Annotated in this window: 15 protein-coding genes; 8 read left to right on the top strand and 7 right to left on the bottom strand. The window is 72.6% G+C overall.

All coding sequences use genetic code 11. The features are described 5' to 3' along the window. Window positions 1–38: 38 nt before the first annotated feature. Both AB0F82_RS21180 and AB0F82_RS21175 read right to left on the bottom strand, forming a co-directional pair. Window positions 39–938 carry an arginase family protein gene (locus AB0F82_RS21180; protein WP_362629939.1) on the bottom strand — a complete coding sequence of 300 codons (900 nt, stop codon included), beginning with the start codon at window positions 936–938 and terminating at the stop codon, window positions 39–41. 68 nt (window positions 939–1,006) lie between these two features. After that, on the bottom strand, window positions 1,007–1,564 hold the full coding sequence (locus AB0F82_RS21175) for a GNAT family N-acetyltransferase (RefSeq protein WP_362629936.1): 558 nt from the start codon (window positions 1,562–1,564) through the stop codon (window positions 1,007–1,009). 69 nt (window positions 1,565–1,633) lie between these two features. Here AB0F82_RS21175 and AB0F82_RS21170 point away from each other — a divergent pair, with 69 nt between their 5' ends. Further along, the gene (locus AB0F82_RS21170; protein WP_362629933.1) at window positions 1,634–2,365 is read left to right on the top strand and encodes a hypothetical protein; all 732 of its coding nucleotides are present in this window, start codon (window positions 1,634–1,636) and stop codon (window positions 2,363–2,365) included. 31 nt (window positions 2,366–2,396) lie between these two features. Here the strand turns inward: AB0F82_RS21170 and AB0F82_RS21165 are convergent, their stop codons facing one another. The 4 genes from AB0F82_RS21165 to AB0F82_RS21150 all read right to left on the bottom strand — a co-directional run bounded on the left by AB0F82_RS21165 (window position 2,397) and on the right by AB0F82_RS21150 (window position 7,369). Further along, window positions 2,397–4,394 (bottom strand): prolyl oligopeptidase family serine peptidase, encoded by a 1,998-nt coding sequence (locus AB0F82_RS21165; protein WP_356811166.1) that lies wholly within the window; start codon window positions 4,392–4,394, stop codon window positions 2,397–2,399. Window positions 4,395–4,407: 13 nt separating this feature from the next. Then, window positions 4,408–5,832, bottom strand: a complete 1,425-nt coding sequence (locus AB0F82_RS21160) for a M20/M25/M40 family metallo-hydrolase (protein WP_362629929.1) — start codon at window positions 5,830–5,832, stop codon at window positions 4,408–4,410. Beyond that, window positions 5,825–6,661: a M55 family metallopeptidase gene (locus AB0F82_RS21155; RefSeq protein WP_356811164.1), complete on the bottom strand. Its 837-nt coding sequence runs from the start codon at window positions 6,659–6,661 to the stop codon at window positions 5,825–5,827. Before AB0F82_RS21155 ends, AB0F82_RS21160 begins: the two co-directional genes overlap by 8 nt. A gap of 258 nt (window positions 6,662–6,919) precedes the next feature. Beyond that, window positions 6,920–7,369, bottom strand: coding sequence for an SRPBCC family protein (locus AB0F82_RS21150; RefSeq protein WP_030962596.1), 450 nt, complete (start codon window positions 7,367–7,369; stop codon window positions 6,920–6,922). Between the two features lie 164 nt (window positions 7,370–7,533). Between AB0F82_RS21150 and AB0F82_RS21145 the strand changes: the two genes are divergently transcribed. Both AB0F82_RS21145 and AB0F82_RS21140 read left to right on the top strand, forming a co-directional pair. Next, window positions 7,534–8,565 (top strand): Rv2578c family radical SAM protein, encoded by a 1,032-nt coding sequence (locus AB0F82_RS21145; RefSeq protein WP_362629926.1) that lies wholly within the window; start codon window positions 7,534–7,536, stop codon window positions 8,563–8,565. Between the two features lie 112 nt (window positions 8,566–8,677). Next, window positions 8,678–10,252 (top strand): alpha/beta hydrolase, encoded by a 1,575-nt coding sequence (locus tag AB0F82_RS21140; RefSeq protein ID WP_362629923.1) that lies wholly within the window; start codon window positions 8,678–8,680, stop codon window positions 10,250–10,252. Window positions 10,253–10,337: 85 nt separating this feature from the next. On the opposite strand, the gene AB0F82_RS21135 is transcribed toward AB0F82_RS21140, so the two are convergent. Next, window positions 10,338–10,895 (bottom strand): adenylosuccinate lyase, encoded by a 558-nt coding sequence (locus tag AB0F82_RS21135; protein ID WP_356811161.1) that lies wholly within the window; start codon window positions 10,893–10,895, stop codon window positions 10,338–10,340. Window positions 10,896–11,293: 398 nt separating this feature from the next. Here AB0F82_RS21135 and AB0F82_RS21130 point away from each other — a divergent pair, with 398 nt between their 5' ends. From AB0F82_RS21130 to AB0F82_RS21110, 5 genes are all read left to right on the top strand, one after another. Continuing rightward, the gene (locus AB0F82_RS21130; RefSeq protein ID WP_362629919.1) at window positions 11,294–13,090 is read left to right on the top strand and encodes a 3-hydroxyacyl-CoA dehydrogenase family protein; all 1,797 of its coding nucleotides are present in this window, start codon (window positions 11,294–11,296) and stop codon (window positions 13,088–13,090) included. A 163-nt stretch (window positions 13,091–13,253) separates the two neighbouring features. After that, window positions 13,254–14,066, top strand: coding sequence for a TetR family transcriptional regulator (locus AB0F82_RS21125; RefSeq protein WP_362629917.1), 813 nt, complete (start codon window positions 13,254–13,256; stop codon window positions 14,064–14,066). Window positions 14,067–14,470: 404 nt separating this feature from the next. After that, window positions 14,471–15,808, top strand: a complete 1,338-nt coding sequence (gene ccrA / locus AB0F82_RS21120) for a crotonyl-CoA carboxylase/reductase (RefSeq protein WP_030825492.1) — start codon at window positions 14,471–14,473, stop codon at window positions 15,806–15,808. A gap of 31 nt (window positions 15,809–15,839) precedes the next feature. Then, a complete protein-coding gene (locus tag AB0F82_RS21115) occupies window positions 15,840–17,918 on the top strand; it encodes a protein meaA (protein ID WP_362629912.1) in 2,079 nt (692 codons plus the stop codon). Continuing rightward, window positions 17,915–18,889: an HpcH/HpaI aldolase/citrate lyase family protein gene (locus AB0F82_RS21110; protein ID WP_356811157.1), complete on the top strand. Its 975-nt coding sequence runs from the start codon at window positions 17,915–17,917 to the stop codon at window positions 18,887–18,889. Before AB0F82_RS21115 ends, AB0F82_RS21110 begins: the two co-directional genes overlap by 4 nt. The last annotated feature ends 1 nt before the right edge of the window (window position 18,890 follow it).

The raw sequence follows: 18,890 nt of genomic DNA, 5'->3' as shown, positions 1-18,890 counted from the left end.
CGGCGCACAGGGGTTCCGCGGATCACCACCGGTCAGGATTACGCAAAGGCCCCCGCCACCAGATCCGCGAGCAGCGCACCCGCACGCCCGTCCGGGTCGAGGTCCGGGTCGTAGACGGTGACGTTCAGCCCGACGCACCGCGGTGACCCCACGAGGACGGCCAGCAGTTCGGCGACCTCCTCCGGCCGCAGGCCCCCGGGATCCGGGCTGTCCACGGCGGGCATCACCTCCGGGTCGAGCACGTCGGCGTCCAGGTGGACCCAGAACCCGTCGGTGACGGGCGGGTGCAGCCCCTCCAGGGCCGACCGCGCTACGGCCGCGGCGCCCCGCCGGCGGATCTCTGCGACGGTCGCGGCGAAGATCCCGGCCTCCGCCAGCTCCAGGAGGTCCGCATCCCCGTCGCGCAGCCCGAAGAGCCGCACGTCCTCGTCCCGCAGGTACGGCGCCAGGCCCTCCAGGTCGCTGAGGGAGGCCTGTCCGCGGCCGGTGGCCAGGGCCAGCTCCTCGCCGCCCGCGGCCCCGACGGGCCCGTTGACGGCGGTGTTGCCGGGGTGGCGGAAGTCCGCGGAACCGTCGACGGCGGCGAGACCGTAGCGGCCGGTGCGGCGCATGGCGAGCGAGGCGCCGAGCTGGATGGAGCAGTCCCCACCGAGGACGACGGGGAACTCCCCGGCCCGCAGGTGGCCTTCGATGCGGTCGGCGAGGGTGACGGTGTACGCGGCGAGCGCCTCGGCGTTGAAGACGCCGTCACCCTCCGTCCAGTCCCCGCGGTCGTAGCGGGGCGGCACCACGACACCTCCCTCGCGCGCGCCGAGCCTGCTCAGCAGGCCCCGTTCGCGCAGGGCGCCCGCGAGTTTGTAGACGCCGGGGACGGTCCCGGGCGCGGGTGGCCGCAGACCCAGGTTGGACGGGGCATCGAGCAGTACGAGGGTGCGCATCCCCTCATCCTGCGCGATCCGGCGCCGCGGCGGGTGGCGATCGTCGGTCGTCCGGCCCGCCGGCGGCGTCATTGCACGCGCCGCATCCCGGCCGTGACGGCCCAGCGTTCGTGGTCGCGCCAGTCGCCGTCGACGTGCAGGAAGTCGGGGGACAGTCCCTCCAGCCGGAAGCCGGCGCCGCGGACCAGCGCGATCGAGGCCGTGTTGGCGGGCTGGACGTTGGCCTCCATCCGGTGCAGGCCGAGGCCGTCCCCGGCGGGGGCGAAGGCGTGGTCGAGGACCAGGCCGAGGGCTTCGCGGAAGAGCCCGCGGCCGGCGGCGTGCGCGAAGGCGCCGTAGCCGAGGGCCCCGCACTGGAAGGCGCCGCGCACGATGTTGTTGACGTTGATGAATCCGGCCAGGGCGCCGGTGCCGAGCTCGCACACGAGGAACCCGGTCCGGAGCTCGCCCCCGGTCAGCCGCGCCGCGTACGGCTCGTACTCCTCTACGGTGGCCGGCGGGAACAGCCACGGGTGGTGCAGGCCCCGGCTCTCGCGCACCCGCGCGGTGAACTCGGGCCCGTCGGCGAGCCGGTAGGGCCGCAGGCCGACACGGCCACCCTCCCGGACGTACATCGAAATGGTCATCGGGCAAGGCTAGGCGTGACGCCCCCCAGGGGGTGTCACGCCGATCAGGCGGTGTGGCACGATCAGGTCGTGATCACGGATGGCACGAGTGCGGCGCTGCGCCGCCGGGCGGTGTTGAACAACGCCGGGTGGTGCGATGCGGTCTGCCGCGCGCACGGCCTGTCGCCGCGGTACGAAGGCGAGGACCTCTGGCTGAGCACGGTGCGGACCCCGCCGCTGTATCCCGATGCCGTGACCCTGGACGCGTCCGTCCCGGCGCGCAGCGTGCTGCTGCCGGTCGACACCGACTCCCCCGGCTGCTCGGTGAAGGACAGCTTCGCCGCCCTGGACCTGGCCGGGGACGGCTTCGAAGTGCTGTTCGAGGCGCAGTGGATCCACCGTCCGGCCGGGGCGCCGGTCCCGGCGGCGAGCCCGTCCGCGCCGCAGTGGTCCGAGGTCCGCGACGCCGTGGAGCTGGCGGCCTGGGAGGCCGCGTGGGGCGGCGAGGAGGACACCGGGCTGTTCCGGCCCTCCCTGCTCGGCGGTGACAGCACCTTCCTCGCGGGCCGGGCCGGAGGCCGGATCGTGGCCGGGGCCGTCGCGCACACCGCCGCCGGGGCGGTGGGCGTCTCGAACCTGTTCGCCCGTGACGGTGCCGACGCCGACGCCGCGTGGGCGGGCGCTCTGACCGCGATCGCCGTCCGCCACCCGGACCTGCCCGTGGTCGGCTACGAGCACGGCGAGGACCTGGACACCGCCCTGCGCCACGGCTTCACCGCCGTCGGCCCGCTGCGCGTCTGGCTGCGGGCCGCCGACGGGTGATCCACCGTCAGACCTCTGGTCCTGCCGCGGTTCACGAGGACGTTTCCAGCGCAAGCCTCGGCACGTCGGTGCGTTCGATCCCAAAGACCTGTGCGTACAGCGACAGTTCCGCCTCCAGCGCCCGGATCATGGTGTCCGCGCGGCGGAATCCGTGGCCCTCGCCCTCGAAGGCCAGATAGGCGTGCGGCACCGGCCGGCCCCGCATCGCGGCCAACAGCCGCTCCGCCTGCGCCGGCGGGCAGACCGGGTCGTCCAGCCCCTGGAGGAGGACGAACGGCGCCGTGATCCGGTCCGCCCGGGCCACCGGGGAGCGTTCGCGGCACAGGACGGCGAGGGTCTGCGGCGGCCCCGCCAGGCCGTCGATGTAGCGGGATTCCAGGTCGTGGGTCTCCTCGGCGAAGCCGAGCAGGTCCAGCACGGGGTAGATGATCGCCGCGCAGGCGTACACGTCGGTGGCGGCCAGTGAGGCCGCCGCCGTCCAGCCGCCCGCGCTGCCGCCGCGGATGGCGAGCCGGGCGGGATCGGCGGTGCCCTCGGCGGCCAGCGCCCGGGCCACCGCGGCGCAGTCCTCGACGTCCACCACGCCCCACTGTTCGCGCAGCCGCTCCCGGTAGGCGCGGCCGTAGCCGGTGGAACCGCCGTAGTTCACCTCGACCACGCCGATCCCGCGCGAGGTGAAGTAGGCGATGTGCAGGTCGAGTACGGGCGGCACGTGGTCGGTGGGCCCGCCGTGCGCCCACACCACGTACGGGGGCAGTTCGTCGGCGGCGGCCCGGCAGGCCGGGTGGTGCGGCGGGTAGACGTGCGCGTGGATCTGCCGGTTGTCCGGGCCGAGGAAGGTACGGCTCTGCGGCTCGGGGTAGTAGGCCGGGTCCACCGGGTCCGCACCCTGCGCGCCGACGACCCTGGCGTGCCCGCTGGCGGTGTCCAGCTCGACCACCTCGTAGGCGCTGCGCGGGCTGGCGGCGACCCCGTAGACCCGGCTGCCGTGCACGGCGAGCGTCGGCTGCCAGGCCGTCCACGGACCGGCCGCGTCCACCAGGTCGCCGCTCTCCGGGTCCAGGATGCCCAGCACCGAGGAGCCCTGGCCGTGCAGCACGGCGACGAGCCCGTCGGGGAGCGGGGCGAGCCAGCGCAGCCCGGGCTTCCACAGGGCTCCGCCGAACTCCTCCTCCCGCGGGCACAGATTGACGGCCCACCCCGTGTCCGGGTCCACCCGGTAGGGGTTCCACCAGCCGCCGCGGTCGCTGACCGCGAGGAGGGTTCCGCCGGCCGTCCAATCGACCTGGGCGACGGACTCGTCGGGGCCGCCGAGGACGGTCCTGGCCCCGTCGAGCCGCCCGTCGGCGGTGACCTCGGCCAGCTGCAGCTCGGTGCCGTCCCAGGGCATCTGCGGGTGGTCCCACACCAGCCAGGCCGCCCGCCGGCCGTCCGGGGAGAGCCTGGGGCCGGTGGTGAAGCGGTGCCGGTCGTCGCCCAGCTCCCGTACGGCCGTCCGGTCCCCGGCCGCCGAGCCGTCCAGCGGTACGGCGGCCAGGACCCGGCGCACATCGGTCGGGGCGGGGCCGGTGAACTCCTCCAGCACGCACCACACTTCGTCGCCGCGCAGGACCGGGTCGGCCCAGCGCAGCCCGCCGCCCGTCGCGGACACGGGCGTGAGGGGCCGAGGGTCGGGGGCGCCGGGCGCGTCCGGCTCGTACGCGTACAGCCGCTGGTCGGCGAAGTGGACGAAGACGAGCAGGGGTCCGCCGGTCTCCCGCTCGGCTCCCGCCCAGGGCAGGCCGCCGTACTCGGTGACCCGGCTGCGCACGTTCCACGGGGCGGGCAGCTCGCTGACCTCGCTGCCGGTGCCGGCGGGCCGGCGGCGTACGAGGGCGCGGCGGCCCTCCTCCCGCGGCCGGGGCTCGGTCCACCACACTTCGGGGCCGACCGTGCCGAGGTACTCGGGACGTCCGTCGAGCGAGGCGGCGAGGCCCGCGTCGATGGGCGAGGGCCAGCTCCCGTACGGACAGGTCGGCGTGGCGGACATCACCGGGCCCCGCTCACAGGGTGCGCAGCGCGCGGTCGAGGACGCGGACGCCGAAGTGGAGGGCCTCGACGGGGACCCGCTCGTCCACGCCGTGGAAGAGGGACCAGTAGTCGAAGCCGGGTGGCAGCTTCAGCGGGGAGTAGCCGTAGCCGGTGATGCCGAGCCGGGAGAACTGCTTGGCGTCGGTGCCGCCCGCCATGCAGAAGGGCACCACGTGCCCGTCCGGGTCGAACCGCTCGACCGCTTCGCGCAGCACGGCGTACGTCCGCCCGTCCACGGGTGCTTCGAGCGCGACCTCCCGGTGGTGGAACTGCCAGGTGACGTCGGGGCCGGTGAGCGCGTCGAGGGTGGCGATGAACTCGGCCTCGCCACCGGGCAGCATGCGGCCGTCGACGAAGGCGGTGGCCTGGCCGGGGATCACGTTCAGCTTGTAACCGGCGCTGAACATGGTGGGGTTGGCGCTGTTGCGGACGGTCGCCTCGACGAGGGCGGCGGCCGGGCCCAGCTTGCCGAGGACCGATTCGAGGTCGAAGCCGGGGCGCCGCGGGTCGACCGACAGGCCCTGGAGGGCAGCGAGTTCGGTGATGCAGGCGGTGACGGTGTCGGTGAGCCGGACCGGCCACTCGTACGCGCCGATCCGGGCGACCGCGGCGGCGAGCCGGCTGACGGCATTGGCCTTGTTGGGCTTGGAGCCGTGGCCGGTGGTGCCGTGCGCGGTCAACTTGAGCCAGGCGGTGCCGCGTTCGCCGGCGGCGATCGGGTAGAGGGCCCGGCCGGGGCCGGTGTGGACGGTGAAGGCGCCGGATTCGCTCAGGCCTTCCGTGCATCCCTCGAAGAGTTCCGGGTGGTGGTCGGCGAGGAAGCCGGAGCCGTCGACGGCGCTGTCCTCCTCGTCGGCGGTGTAGGCGATGACGATGTCCCGGCGCGGTCGGACTCCCGCCCGCGCCCAGGCACGTACGACGGCCAGCACCATCGCGTCCATGTTCTTCATGTCGACGGCTCCGCGGCCCCAGACGACACCGCCCTGGACCTCGCCGGAGAAGGGGTCCACGCTCCAGTCGGCGGCTTCGGCGGGGACCACGTCGAGGTGGCCGTGGACGAGGAGGGCGTCGGCGGACGGGTCGGTGCCGGCGATCCGGGCGACGACGTTGGTGCGGCCCGGGGTGCGCTCCAGCAGGAGCGGCTCCAGGCCGGCGGCGGCGAGCCGTTCGGCGACGTATTCGGCGGCGGGCCGCTCGCGGCAGTCGCCGCCGCCGCGGTTGGTGGTGTCGATTCTGATGAGGTCCGAGGTGAATCCGACGGCTTCGTCGAGGGCCACCGCGTCCACCGCGGTGCCGCCGTCCGCGGTGTCGCCGTCCGCGGTGTCGCCGTCCGCGGTGTCGCCGGCATCGTGGGCGTCGACGGGAGCCTCGGTGTCGATTGCGCGCATGTCAGCCATACTGCTCCTCCACGGCCGCCGAGACGACCGTCGTGACCGCCTTGAAGGCGCGGATCCCCTCGTACATCGTCTCGCTGGTGTACGCGACCCGGCGCTCCCCGCTGCGCCGGACCCCCGGGACCACCGTGGCGGACATCGCCAGGTGTTCGGCGTCGAACTCCAACTCCACGGTGTACGGGCCGCCGCCGGGCACGGGGTCGCGCCGGACGGCGAGGGCGGTGGCCTCCTTGGCCGCGGCCCGGATGTCGGCGGCGGTGCGGGCCGGGGTCCGGCAGACGGCGGCGTAGCGCGAGACGTGGTCCTTGACCGCGACGGTCACCGCCTCAGGGGCGTATCCGGCGGCGTCCACGCAGGTCAGGTCGTCGCCCGTGACCAGGATGACCGGGACTCCGTACTCGGCGACGACGTGGGCGTTGAGGAATCCCTCGCTCGCGCGGGTCCCGTTGAGCCAGACCCCGGTGATGGAGTTGGCGAGGTAGGTGTGGGCGAGCACGCCTTCGGAACCGGCGCCCGTGTGGTAGCCGACGAAGGCGATGCCGTCGACGTCGCCGCGCTGGACGCCCTCGACCATGGAGAGGGACTTGTGGCGGCCGGTGAGCATCTCCACGCGGGCGTCGAGGCGCTCCAGCAGCAGGTTGCGCATGGTCCAGTGGGCCTCGTTGACGACGACCCGGTCGGCGCCGCCGTCGTAGAAGCCGAGCACGGCGGCGTTGACGTCGGAGGTGAACATCGCGCGGCAGCGCTCCCACTGGGGCGTGCCGGGCAGCACGTCGGCGGGCCAGGTGACGCCCGTGGCGCCTTCCATGTCGGCGGAGATGAGGATCTTCATCGGGCCCCCGTGCGGTCGGTAGCGCGGTCGCGCGCGACGCGGACGGCACGCACTGCGCCCACCCTAAGGGCTGTCCCGCGATCCCCGCCGGATCAGCGCGCGGCGTCGGATGCGGCGCATCGCAAGGCGGTCGTTGTGGGCTTGTCCCGCAGGCCCGCCGGATCGGCACGCGGGCGGGGCGGGGCGCGAAGTCCACCCGAACCGGTGAGGGGGCCGGACCGGGCCCGGGCCCGCTCGGGGCCCGGGCAACGGCCTTGCTCAGGCCTTGCCTTCGACCTCCGCGGCCAGGTTGGCCAGCAGGGTGTCGTAGATCCGGCCGAGGCCCTTGGGGGCGAAGGTGCGCTCGAAGAAGCCGCCGATGCCGCCGGCGCCGTCCCAGACGGTGGTGACGACGGCCTTGGACCTGCCCTCGCCGGCCGGGGTGACCACCCAGGTGGTGACCATGGAGGAGTTGCGGTCCTTCTCCACGAGCTGCCCGTCGGTGGGCTCGGTGACCTCGAGCAGGCAGTCGCGCACGCGCTTGCTGGTGGCCTGCAGCTTCCAGTGCACCAGGGTGCCCTCGCCGTCGCCGCCCTCGCGCACCTCGTACTCGCTGAAGTGCTCGGGCAGCAGCTTGCCCCGGGTCCCGCTGTAGTCGGCCAGCGTGTCGAAGACCGTCTCCGCGTCGGCCCCGATGATGCGCTCCGTGGTGGCCTCGACCTGCGCCATACCTGTTCCTCCAGCAGTTGTGTCCGCTCGTCACGGCGAAGCCAACCACCTCCGGAGCGGTGGCCCAAATCCGGGTCGGCCGCCGACCTGCGGGGTGCCGGAGACGCACGATCATGGGAACGTTTGTTCTATTATCTCGGCAGAGCTACCGAGGGAGGCGCACCATGCGCTGGGAGAACCTGACCGAGGGCCCCGCGGGGCCGGCCGCGCTCTTCGGGGCCGACGCGGTCGTGACCCGCACGATCGACACCCCCGAGTTCCGGGGGATCACCTTCCACGAGGTCCGGGCCCGGTCGATCGTCAACCGGGTCCCCGGCGCCTCGCGCATGCCGTTCGAATGGACCGTCAACCCCTACCGCGGCTGCAGTCACGCCTGTGTGTACTGCTTCGCCCGCAAGACGCACAGCTATCTCGACCTCGACACCGGCGTCGGCTTCGACTCACAGATCGTCGTCAAGACCAACGCCCCCGAACTGCTGCGCCGCGAGCTGGCGGCGCCCCGCTGGACCGGCGCGCACATCGCCATGGGCACCAACGTGGACTGCTACCAGCGGGCCGAGGGACGCTACCGGCTGATGCCGGGGATCATCGAGGCCCTGCGCGACCGCGCCAACCCCTTCTCGATCCTCACCAAGGGCACGCTGATCCTGCGCGACCTCCCCCTCCTGCGCGAGGCCGCCCAGGTCACCGAGGTCGGGATCTCCGTCTCCGTCGGCTTCACCGACGCGCCCCTGTGGCGGACCGTGGAGCCCGGGACGCCCTCCCCCGCCGCCCGGCTGAACGCCGTACGGACGCTGACCGACGCCGGGATCGAGTGCGGGGTGCTGATGGCCCCGGTGATCCCCTTCCTCGGCGACTCCCCCGCACAGCTGCGGGCGACCGTCCGGGCCGTGGCCGAGTCCGGCGCCACCTCCGTGACACCCCTGGTACTCCATCTGCGGCCCGGGGCCCGCGAGTGGTTCACCGCCTGGCTGGGCGAGCACCACCCGCACCTGGTCGAACGGTACGAGCGCATGTACGCGGGCGGCGCGTACGCGCCGACCTGGTACCAGCGGATGATCACCCGCCAAGTCCACGAACTCGCGGCCGAATTCGGCATCGGCCCCGCCCGGCGGGGCGCGGCCCGCAAGATCGCCGGCCCCGAACGACCGGACGCGCCCGCGCCCGCCGGGGCGACGCAGCTGACCCTCCTTTGACGTCCACAACGCCCTGAACGGTCATCACATCGGGCCAATGGCCCTTCCAATCCCGTCTTCCAGGCGTGGTTTCCGGGACGATTCCGCCCAGAACACTCGGCTGGGAGGCCCCATGCTCCACCCCTTGAAGAAGCGCGCCGCCGTCCTGCTGGCGATCTCCACCGTCGCCGCCGCCCTCGCGAGTCCGGTGACGGCCGCCCCGGCCGCGCCCGCCCCGGCCGAGACGGCCGCGCAGGCCGCGCTGCGCTGGACCGGTTGCGCGACCCCGCGCTACCCGACGCTCCAGTGCGCGTCCCTCAAGGTGCCGCTCGACCACGGCCGGCCGGCAGACCGGACGATCACGCTCGCGCTGACCCGGGTCCCCCACACCGCCAAGACCTCCCAGGGCCCCCTGCTCGTCAACCCCGGCGGTCCGGGCGGCAGCGGACGCGCACTCGCGGGGTTCGTCGCCTCCGCCCTGCCCAAGGACGTCGCCGCGCAGTACGACGTGATCGGCTTCGACCCCCGCGGGGTCGGCAAGAGCGAGCCGGCCCTCGACTGCGGGCCCGGGCACTTCACCCCCGTGCGGCCCGACTCCGTACCGCAGGACGAGGCCACCGAGCGGGCCAACCTGGAGCGCGTACGGGCCTTCGCCGAGTCCTGCGGCGCCAAGCACGCGGACGTACTGCCCCACATCGGCACCGTCTCCGCGGCCCGCGACATCGAGGTGCTGCGCACCGCCCTCGGCGCGGAGCGGATCAGCTACTTCGGCTACTCCTACGGGACCTACCTGGGCGCCGTGTACGCCAAGCTCCACCCGGGCCGGGTGCACCGGCTCGTGCTGGACTCCGTCGTCGACCCGAACGGCGTCTGGTACGAGGACAACCTCTCCCAGGACCTCGCCTTCGACGCCCGCCACAAGGCGTTCCTGGCCTGGGTGGCGCAGCACGACGCCACCTACCGGCTCGGCACCGACCCGGCGGCGGTCGAGACCCGCTGGTACGCGATGCGGCAGGCGCTGCGCCGGAGCCCGGCCGGCGGCAAGGTGGGCCCGGCGGAGCTGGAGGACACCTACATGCCGGGCGGCTACTACAACGGCTACTGGCCCAGCCTCGCCGAGGCCTTCGCGGCGTACACGGTGAAGAAGGACCCCAAGCCCCTGGTGGCGGCGTACGAGCGGTTCGGCGCGGTGGAGCCCTCGGCGGGCAACAGCTACAGCGTCTACACCGCGGTCCAGTGCCGGGACTCGGCCTGGCCCCGGGACTGGAACGAGTGGCGCGCGGACATGTGGCGCACGCACGCCAAGGCGCCGTTCATGACCTGGAACAACGCCTGGTACAACGCGCCGTGCGCGTTCTGGCCGACGGAGCCGCTGCGGGCGCCGGACGTGACCAACGCGGATCTGCCGCCCGCCCTGCTCCTGCAGGCGACGGACGACGCGGCTACCCCCTTCGACGGGGCGGTCAGCATGCGGGAGAAGCTGTCGGGCTCGGCCCTGGTGGTCGAGGAGGGCGGCGGCAACCACGGCATCGCATTGAGCGGGAACAAGTGCCTGGACGAGAAGGTGTCGGCCTACCTGAGGACCGGGCAGGCCGCGGACGCCACCTGCCCCGCGCAGGCGGCCCCGCAGCCGACGGCGGCGACCCGGGCCGTACCCCCCTCGGCGGGCGGCGCGGCCCTGCACGGCCTGCTGGGCTTCCGCAGCTGATCCTCACCGGGCGGGCGCGGCCCTGGTCCGTCCCGAGCCCCCGCTGGAGGTGGAGGCCTGCGCGATCGCCCCGTAAGGGGACGGCCTAGCCGGGAGGCAGGGCGCGCAGCGCGGTCGTCGCCGCCACCGCCAGGCGGGGGTGGGACTGGGCTCGGGTGAGGAGTTCGCGGGCGCGGGGGTCGGCGAGGGCGCCCAGGCCCTCGACGCAGGCGAGGGCCACCCGCCAGTAGGGGTCGTTCGGGGACAGCAGCCGCGACAGGGTGGTGAGCAGGGCCGGTACGGACTCGGGGGCGCGCAGGGCGGTGAGCAGCCGGACGGGCTGGAGGGCGTAGGCCGTGCGCAGCCCGTTGGTGGCGAGGGCCGCGGCGGCGCGGGCGGTGCGCGGGTCGTCCAGGACGGCCAGGGCCTCGGCGGCGGCCGCGCAGCGGGGCGGGTCGCGGTGGTTGAGGAGCAGCACGAGGGACTCGAAGGCGCGCCTATCCCCGGCGAGGCCGAGCCGGTACGCGGCCAGCTCGCGGGCCCACAGGGGCAGCCCGGCGGAGGCCAGGGAGGCCGCCAGCGCGTCGGGGCCGGACGCGAGCAGCACCTCGTACTCGGGCGACCCGCCCGCCTCCGCCCGCAGGCGCTCCAGCACGTCGTTCACCCGGCCCACCCTAGGGGTGCGGGGCCGTCGCCACGCCAGGGTTCGCGGAGATGGCCGGCCCCGGTTGATCGATGATCGATGATCGGTACATTTCGGCGGTACAGGTCACATCTCCGCGCTCTGGCGCACGAGTTACCGGCGAGTTACTGTCGTTTCAACACGTACGAGGGCGGCCTGGTGACGCAGCCGCCTCGTGCCGGTCGGTTCGTCTTCGCATGCACGGTATGACCCCGGGACAGGGTCGTGCCGCTTCCGCCCCCGGGGCTCTTCCCCGCCGGGTTCCCGTCCGGGCCGCTCCTGCCCCGGGCTCCTCACCGCACGGCTCTCCGTACGGCATCCGCGCGCGCCGTGCGCCGCGCGCTCCCTCAGTCGTCACCCTCTTCCACTGGAGTCCCTCGATGGACCGTCAGTCCAGTCAGCCCACCCTCCAGACCATCGCCGTCGTCGGCCTCGGCACGATGGGCACCGGCATCGCCGAGGTCCTCGCCCGGGCCGGCCGCGAGGTCATCGGCATCGACATCAGCGAGGCCGCCGCCCGCCGGGCCTCGGCCTCCCTCGCCGCGGCCACGGCGCGTTCCGTCGCCCGGGAGCGCCTCACCGAGCAGGAGCGCGCGGACGTCCTGGCCCGCTTCCGCACCTTCTCCGACCTGGCCGCCGCGGCCGAGGCCGACCTCGTCATCGAGGTCGTGCCGGAGTCGTACGAGGTCAAGCAGCAGGTCTTCCGCGAGCTCGACGCGGTCGTGCGGCCCGAAACGATCCTGGCCACGGGCACCAACGCCCTGTCGGTGACGCGGCTCGCCGCCGAGTCCCAGCGCCCCGAGCGCGTGCTGGGCCTGCACTTCTTCAACCCGGTCCCGGCGATGAAGCTGGTCGAGGTCGTCTCCTGCGTCCTGACCGCCCCGACGGCCGTGGAGGCGGTCACGGAGCTGGCCCGCGAGCTCGGAAAGGAGCCCGTTGCCGTCGGCGACCGGCCCGGTTTCGTCGCGGACGGCCTGCTCTTCGGCTACCTCAACCAGGCCGCCGCCATGTACGAGGCGAAGTACGCCTCCCGCGAGGACATCGACGCGGCGATGCGGCTCGGCTGCGGCCTGCCCATGGGGCCGCTGGCGCTGCTCGACCTGATCGGCGTGGACACGGCCCGCACGGTCCTGGAGGCCATGTACGCCTCGTCCGGGGACCGGCTGCACGCCCCGGCCCCGATCCTGGGGCAGCTGGCGGAGGCCGGGCTGGCCGGGCAGAAGTCCGGGCGCGGCTTCTACACGTACGAGGCTCCCGGCAGCTCGGTGATAGTGCGCGACCTGCAGACCCCGCTGGACGGGTCCCTGCTGGGCGCGGGCCGCCCGGTGAGCTCGGTCGGCGTGGCCGGCTCCGGCACCATGGCGAGCGGCATCGCGCAGGTCTTCGCCCAGTCCGGGTTCGAGGTGGTCCTGGCGGCGCGCAGCCAGGAGAAGGCGGAGGCCGCCAAGGCCGCCATCGGCAAGTCCTTGGGCCGTGCGGTGTCCAAGGGCAGGCTGACGCAGGAGGCGGCGGACGAGACCCTGGGCCGGATCACCCCGGCCGGGTCGCTGGAGGCCTTCGCCGAGGTGGACCTGGCGGTGGAGGCGGTCGCCGAGGACCTGGCGGTCAAGCAGGAGCTGTTCGCGGCGCTGGACAAGGTCTGCAAGCCGGGTGCGGTGCTGGCCACCACCACCTCGTCGCTGCCGGTGATCGCGGTGGCGCGGGTGACCTCGCGTCCGCAGGACGTGATCGGCATGCACTTCTTCAACCCGGCCCCGGCGATGAAGCTGGTCGAGGTGGTCCGGACCGTCCTGACGGCCGACGACGTGCACGCCACGGTCCGCGAGATCTGCGTGAAGGTGCGCAAGCACCCCGTGGACTGCGGGGACCGGGCCGGCTTCATCGTGAACGCGCTGCTGTTCCCGTACCTCAACAACGCGATCAAGATGGTCGAGGAGCACTACGCGAGCCTCGACCAGATCGACGCGGCGATGAAGCTGGGCGGCGGCTACCCGATGGGACCGTTCGAGCTGCTCGACGTGGTCGGCCTCGACGTCTCGCTGGCCATCGAGAAGGTCCTCCACAAGGAGTTCCGCGACCCGGGCCTGGCCCCGTCCCCGCTGCTGGAGCACCTGGTGGCGGCGGGCTGCCTGGGCCGGAAGACCGGCCGCGGATTCCGTGAGTACGCCCGGCGGTAACCGAGCGGGCCACGAGCCGGATGCGTGGGGAGGGCTGCTCGGGTCCGCCGGACCCTCACGGCGGACTGACCCTCCCGAGCCCAGTGCGGGCTCTCCCCCGCATCCACCCCTCTCCCACCCCCCTCAGGCGCGCTCCCCAGCGCGAATGAAGTACTTTCGCTCTATGTCCCAGCCCGCCAAGACCTCGCCCCGCGCCTCCTCGGCCCCCGACGCCCCGGAGAGCTCGGCCGGCACCCGGGCTGCCGCCCAGCGGCTCAAGATGCGCCGCGAGCTCGCCACCGCGGCCATGGAGCTGTTCGCCACCAAGGGGTACGAGGCGACGACGGTCGACGAGATCGCCGCGACGGCCGGAGTCGCGCGGCGGACCTTCTTCCGGCACTTCCGGTCGAAGGAAGAGGCGATCTTCCCGGACCACGACGACACCCTGATCCGCGCCGAGGCGGTCCTCGACGTCGCCCCGGCGCACGAGCACCCGCTCGACACGGTGTGCCGCGGGATCAAGGAAGTCATGAAGATGTACGCCGCCTCGCCCGCGGTGTCGGTGGAGCGCTACCGGCTCACCCGCGAGGTGCCGGCGCTGCGGGAGCGGGAGATCGCCTCCGTGGCCCGGTACGAGCGGCTCTTCACGCGCTACCTGCTGGCGCACTTCGACGAGACCGACCACCACGACGGCAACGACGATCCGCTGCTGGCCGAGGTGGCGGCCTCTGCGGTGGTCACGGCCCACAACCACGTGCTGCGGCGCTGGCTGCGGGCCGGCGGGCAGGGTGACGTCGAGGCGCAGCTGGACCACGCCTTCTCGATCGTCCGCAAGACCTTCGGCACGGGGATCGGCGCGGGCCGGTCCCTGAGCCCCGCGCCGTCCGCTCCGGCGGCCGTCCGCACCGAGGGCGAGGTGCTGGTGGCCGTGGCCCGCACCGACGCGCCCCTGGACGAGGTCATGCGGACCATCGAAGAGGCACTGCGCCCGAGGTAGCGCCACAGGAAGCGATGCTCGTCACAGCGGCCGCCCCCGAACCGGGGGCGGCCGCTCACGTATGTCCGGCTTGCCCTACTCGACTGTCCGGCTTGCCCCTACTCGGCGGTAACTCTGATCGATCATCGCTCATCTGCGCAGGTCAATAGGCAAATGAGAGAAAGTTTTGGCACGCGGTGCCTTGCCGGGTGACACGGGGTGCCATACGTTGAATCTCGTCCGGATGTCCCCGCGACCCACGCCCACACGGCACGGAACGCGCCCCGGACGCCTGCGTCACCAGGCACCCGCACGCCCCACCACGGGCGGCGCCCAGCACCACAGCACAGCCGGACCGACGGCACACCGCACCCGCACCCCGTTCACCTCAGCGCACCCTCATCAGCGCTAGCCGGAGGCTCACCGTGAAGGACATCCTGGACGCGATTCAGTCGCAGTCCGCCACCGCAGCAGACTTCGCCGCCCTGCCGCTGCCCGACTCCTACCGCGCGATCACCGTGCACAAGGACGAGGCGGAGATGTTCGCGGGGCTCACCACGCGCGAGAAGGACCCGCGCAAGTCCCTGCACCTGGACCACGTCCCGCTCCCCGAGCTGGGCCCGGGCGAGGCCCTGGTGGCCGTCATGGCCTCCTCGGTCAACTACAACTCGGTGTGGACCTCGATCTTCGAGCCCGTCTCCACCTTCAGCTTCCTGGAGCGCTACGGGCGCCTGTCGGAGCTCACCAAGCGCCACGACCTCCCGTACCACGTCATCGGCTCCGACCTCGCGGGCGTCGTCCTGCGCACCGGCCCCGGCGTCAACGCCTGGAACCCGGGCGACGAGGTCGTCGCGCACTGCCTCTCCGTCGAGCTGGAGTCCTCCGACGGCCACAACGACACGATGCTCGACCCCGAGCAGCGCATCTGGGGCTTCGAAACCAACTTCGGCGGCCTGGCGGAGATCGCCCTGGTCAAGTCGAACCAGCTGATGCCGAAGCCCGACCACCTCAGCTGGGAGGAGGCCGCCTCCCCCGGCCTGGTCAACTCCACCGCCTACCGCCAGCTGGTCTCCCGCAACGGCGCCGGCATGAAGCAGGGCGACAACGTCCTGATCTGGGGCGCCAGCGGCGGCCTCGGCAGCTACGCCACCCAGTTCGCCCTGGCCGGCGGCGCCAACCCGATCTGCGTCGTCTCCTCCCCCGAGAAGGCCGACATCTGCCGGTCCATGGGCGCCACCGCGGTCATCGACCGCAACGCCGAGGGCTACAAGTTCTGGAAGGACGAGAACACCCAGGACCCGCGCGAGTGGAAGCGCTTCGGCTCGAAGATCCGCGAGCTGACCGGCGGCGAGGACATCGACATCGTCTTCGAGCACCCGGGCCGCGAGACCTTCGGCGCCTCGGTCTACGTCACCCGCAAGGGCGGCACCATCACCACCTGCGCCTCGACCTCCGGCTACATGCACCAGTACGACAACCGGTACCTGTGGATGTCGCTCAAGAAGATCGTCGGCTCGCACTTCGCCAACTACCGCGAGGCGTGGGAGGCCAACCGCCTGATCGCCAAGGGCAAGATCCACCCCACGCTGTCGAAGGTCTACTCCCTGGAGGAGACCGGCCAGGCCGCCTACGACGTCCACCGCAACCTCCACCAGGGCAAGGTCGGCGTCCTCGCGCTGGCGCCCGAGGAGGGCCTGGGCGTCCGCGACCACGAGATGCGCGCCGAGCACCTCGACGCCATCAACCGCTTCCGCAACGTCTGAGACCGTTCAAAGGCCTAAGGGACAGCCTGAGATGACAGAGCGCCAGAAGGACCGTCCGTGGCTCATGCGGACGTACGCCGGCCACTCCACGGCCGAGGCGTCCAACGAGCTGTACCGCCGCAACCTCGCCAAGGGCCAGACCGGCCTGTCGGTCGCGTTCGACCTGCCGACGCAGACCGGCTACGACCCCGACCACATCCTCGCCCGCGGCGAAGTGGGCCGGGTCGGGGTCCCGGTCTCCCATCTGGGCGACATGCGGCGGCTGTTCCAGGACATACCCCTGGAACAGATGAACACCTCGATGACGATCAACGCCACCGCCATGTGGCTGCTGGCGCTCTACCAGGTGGCCGCCGAGGAGCAGGGCGCGGACATCGCCCAGCTCCAGGGCACCACCCAGAACGACATCGTCAAGGAATACCTCTCGCGCGGGACGCACGTGTTCCCGCCGGGGCCGTCCCTGCGGCTGACGACGGACATGATCGCGTACACGGTCAACCACATCCCGAAGTGGAACCCGATCAACATCTGCAGCTACCACCTGCAGGAGGCCGGGGCCACACCGGTCCAGGAGATCTCGTACGCGATGTCCACGGCGATCGCCGTCCTGGACTCGGTGCGCGACTCGGGGCAGGTCCCCGAGGAACGCTTCGGCGAGGTGGTCGCCCGTATCTCCTTCTTCGTGAACGCGGGCGTCCGCTTCATCGAGGAGATGTGCAAGATGCGCGCCTTCGGCCGCATCTGGGACAAGGTCACCAAGGAGCGCTACGGCATCGAGAACGCGAAGCAGCGCCGCTTCCGTTACGGCGTCCAGGTCAACTCCCTGGGACTGACCGAGGCGCAGCCGGAGAACAACGTCCAGCGCATCGTGCTGGAGATGCTCGCGGTCACCCTCTCCAAGGACGCCCGCGCCCGCGCGGTGCAGCTGCCCGCCTGGAACGAGGCGCTGGGCCTGCCCCGGCCCTGGGACCAGCAGTGGTCGCTGCGCATCCAGCAGGTCCTCGCCCACGAGAGCGACCTGCTGGAGTACGACGACATCTTCGCCGGATCCCACGTCATCGAGGCCAAAGTCGACTCCCTGGTCGCCGACTGCCTGGCCGAGATCGACCGGATCCAGGAGATGGGCGGCGCGATGGCCGCCGTCGAGTCCGGGTACCTCAAGGCCCAGCTGGTCTCCTCGCACGCCGAGCGGCGCGCGCGGATCGAGGCCGGCGAGGACAAGATCGTCGGCGTGAACTGCTTCGAGCAGACCGAGCCCAACCCGCTCACGGCCGACCTCGACGGCGCGATCATGACGGTGGACGCGGCCGTCGAGGCCGTCACCGTCGAGCGGATCGGCCGCTGGCGCGCCGAGCGCCAGGAGTCCTCGGACCGCCAGGGGAACGGCGACCCGTTCGTCTTCCCCACCACCCAGCAGGCGCTGGAGCGCCTCAAGGAGGCCGCGGCGGGCACCGAGAACCTCATGGAGGCCACGCTGGAGTGCGCCCGGGCCGGTGTCACCACCGGCGAGTGGGCGGGCGCGCTGCGCGAGGTGTTCGGCGAGTTCCGCGCACCGACCGGGGTCTCCTCGGCCCCCGTCGCCGTGACCGCCGAGCCGGGCACGCCGATGCACGAGGTCCGCGAGAAGGTGGCCCGCACGGCCGACGAGCTCGGCTCCGGCCGGCTGCGCCTGCTGGTCGGCAAGCCCGGTCTGGACGGACACTCCAACGGGGCCGAGCAGATCGCCGTCCGGGCCCGCGACGCCGGCTTCGAGGTGGTCTACCAGGGCATCAGGCTGACGCCCGAGGAGATCTCCTCCGCCGCGCTGGCCGAGGACGTGCACTGCGTGGGACTGTCCATCCTGTCCGGATCGCACAGCGCCCTCGTCCCGGACGTCCTGGAACGGCTGCGCACGGCGGGGGCGGGTGACATCCCCGTCATCGTCGGAGGCATCATTCCGAACGCCGACGCCGTCGCGCTCAAGGCCGCGGGTGTCGCCGCCGTCTTCACGCCGAAGGACTTCGGCATCACGGAGATCATCGGCCGTATCGTCGACGAGATCCGCAAGGCCAACAAGCTCGACCCACTCGACAACGCCGCACCCATTGCAAGCACGGAGGTCCCCGCATGACCACGCCAGTCCACCCGGTGAACCGCCTTCGCCCGCGCCGCTCCTGCCTCGCGGTGCCCGGCTCGAACCCGCGGTTCCTGGAGAAGGCCCAGGGCCTGCCGGCCGACCAGGTCTTCCTGGACCTGGAGGACGCCTGCGCGCCGCTCGCCAAGGAAGGCGCCCGCCACACGATCGTGGACGCTCTGAACAACGGCGACTGGACCGGCAAGACCCGCGTCGTGCGCGTCAACGACTGGACCACCCACTGGACCTACCGCGACGTCATCACGGTCGTCGAGGGCGCGGGCCAGAACCTCGACTGCATCATGCTGCCGAAGGTCCAGGACGCCCAGCAGGTCGTCGCCCTGGACCTGCTGCTCACGCAGATCGAGAAGACGATGGGCTTCGAGGTCGGCAAGATCGGCATCGAGGCGCAGATCGAGAACGCCAAGGGCCTGGTGAACGTCGACGAGATCGCCGCCGCCTCCCCCCGGCTGGAGACCATCATCTTCGGCCCGGCCGACTTCATGGCCTCGATCAACATGAAGTCCCTGGTCGTGGGCATGCAGCCGCCCGGCTACCCGGCGGACGCCTACCACTACATCCTCATGCGGATCCTGATGGCCGCCCGTACGCACAACCTCCAGGCCATCGACGGCCCCTTCCTCCAGATCCGCGACGTGGACGCCTACCGCGAGGTGGCCGGCCGGGCGGCGGCGCTGGGCTTCGACGGCAAGTGGGTGCTGCACCCCGGCCAGGTCGACGCGGCCAACGAGGTCTTCTCCCCGTCCCAGGAGGACTACGACCACGCCGAGCTGATCCTCGACGCGTACGACTGGTGCACCTCGGAGGCCGGCGGCAAGAAGGGCTCCGCGATGCTCGGCGACGAGATGATCGACGAGGCCAGCCGCAAGATGGCCCTGGTCATCGCGGGCAAGGGCCGGGCCGCCGGCATGCAGCGCACCACCAAGTTCGAGATTCCCACCAGCTGAC

This window comes from Streptomyces virginiae, assembly GCF_040638905.1.
In the GTDB taxonomy this organism is placed as follows: Bacteria; Actinomycetota; Actinomycetes; order Streptomycetales; family Streptomycetaceae; genus Streptomyces; species Streptomyces virginiae_B.
Note: the sequence above shows the minus strand (reverse complement) of the source record. Positions and strands in the feature narration are given on the sequence as shown.

Bases quoted from the DNA above. Each gene is read 5' to 3' on its own strand.
- AB0F82_RS21130 (WP_362629919.1), top strand. From the start codon at position 11,294: ATGGACCGTCAGTCCAGTCAGCCCACCCTCCAGACCATCGCCGTCGTC.
- AB0F82_RS21155 (WP_356811164.1), bottom strand. From the start codon at position 6,661: ATGAAGATCCTCATCTCCGCCGACATGGAAGGCGCCACGGGCGTCACC.
- AB0F82_RS21175 (WP_362629936.1), bottom strand. From the start codon at position 1,564: ATGACCATTTCGATGTACGTCCGGGAGGGTGGCCGTGTCGGCCTGCGG.
- AB0F82_RS21110 (WP_356811157.1), top strand. From the start codon at position 17,915: ATGACCACGCCAGTCCACCCGGTGAACCGCCTTCGCCCGCGCCGCTCC.
- AB0F82_RS21150 (WP_030962596.1), bottom strand. From the start codon at position 7,369: ATGGCGCAGGTCGAGGCCACCACGGAGCGCATCATCGGGGCCGACGCG.
- AB0F82_RS21115 (WP_362629912.1), top strand. From the start codon at position 15,840: ATGACAGAGCGCCAGAAGGACCGTCCGTGGCTCATGCGGACGTACGCC.
- AB0F82_RS21160 (WP_362629929.1), bottom strand. From the start codon at position 5,832: ATGGCTGACATGCGCGCAATCGACACCGAGGCTCCCGTCGACGCCCAC.
- AB0F82_RS21145 (WP_362629926.1), top strand. From the start codon at position 7,534: ATGCGCTGGGAGAACCTGACCGAGGGCCCCGCGGGGCCGGCCGCGCTC.
- AB0F82_RS21140 (WP_362629923.1), top strand. From the start codon at position 8,678: ATGCTCCACCCCTTGAAGAAGCGCGCCGCCGTCCTGCTGGCGATCTCC.
- AB0F82_RS21165 (WP_356811166.1), bottom strand. From the start codon at position 4,394: ATGTCCGCCACGCCGACCTGTCCGTACGGGAGCTGGCCCTCGCCCATC.
- AB0F82_RS21125 (WP_362629917.1), top strand. From the start codon at position 13,254: ATGTCCCAGCCCGCCAAGACCTCGCCCCGCGCCTCCTCGGCCCCCGAC.
- AB0F82_RS21180 (WP_362629939.1), bottom strand. From the start codon at position 938: ATGCGCACCCTCGTACTGCTCGATGCCCCGTCCAACCTGGGTCTGCGG.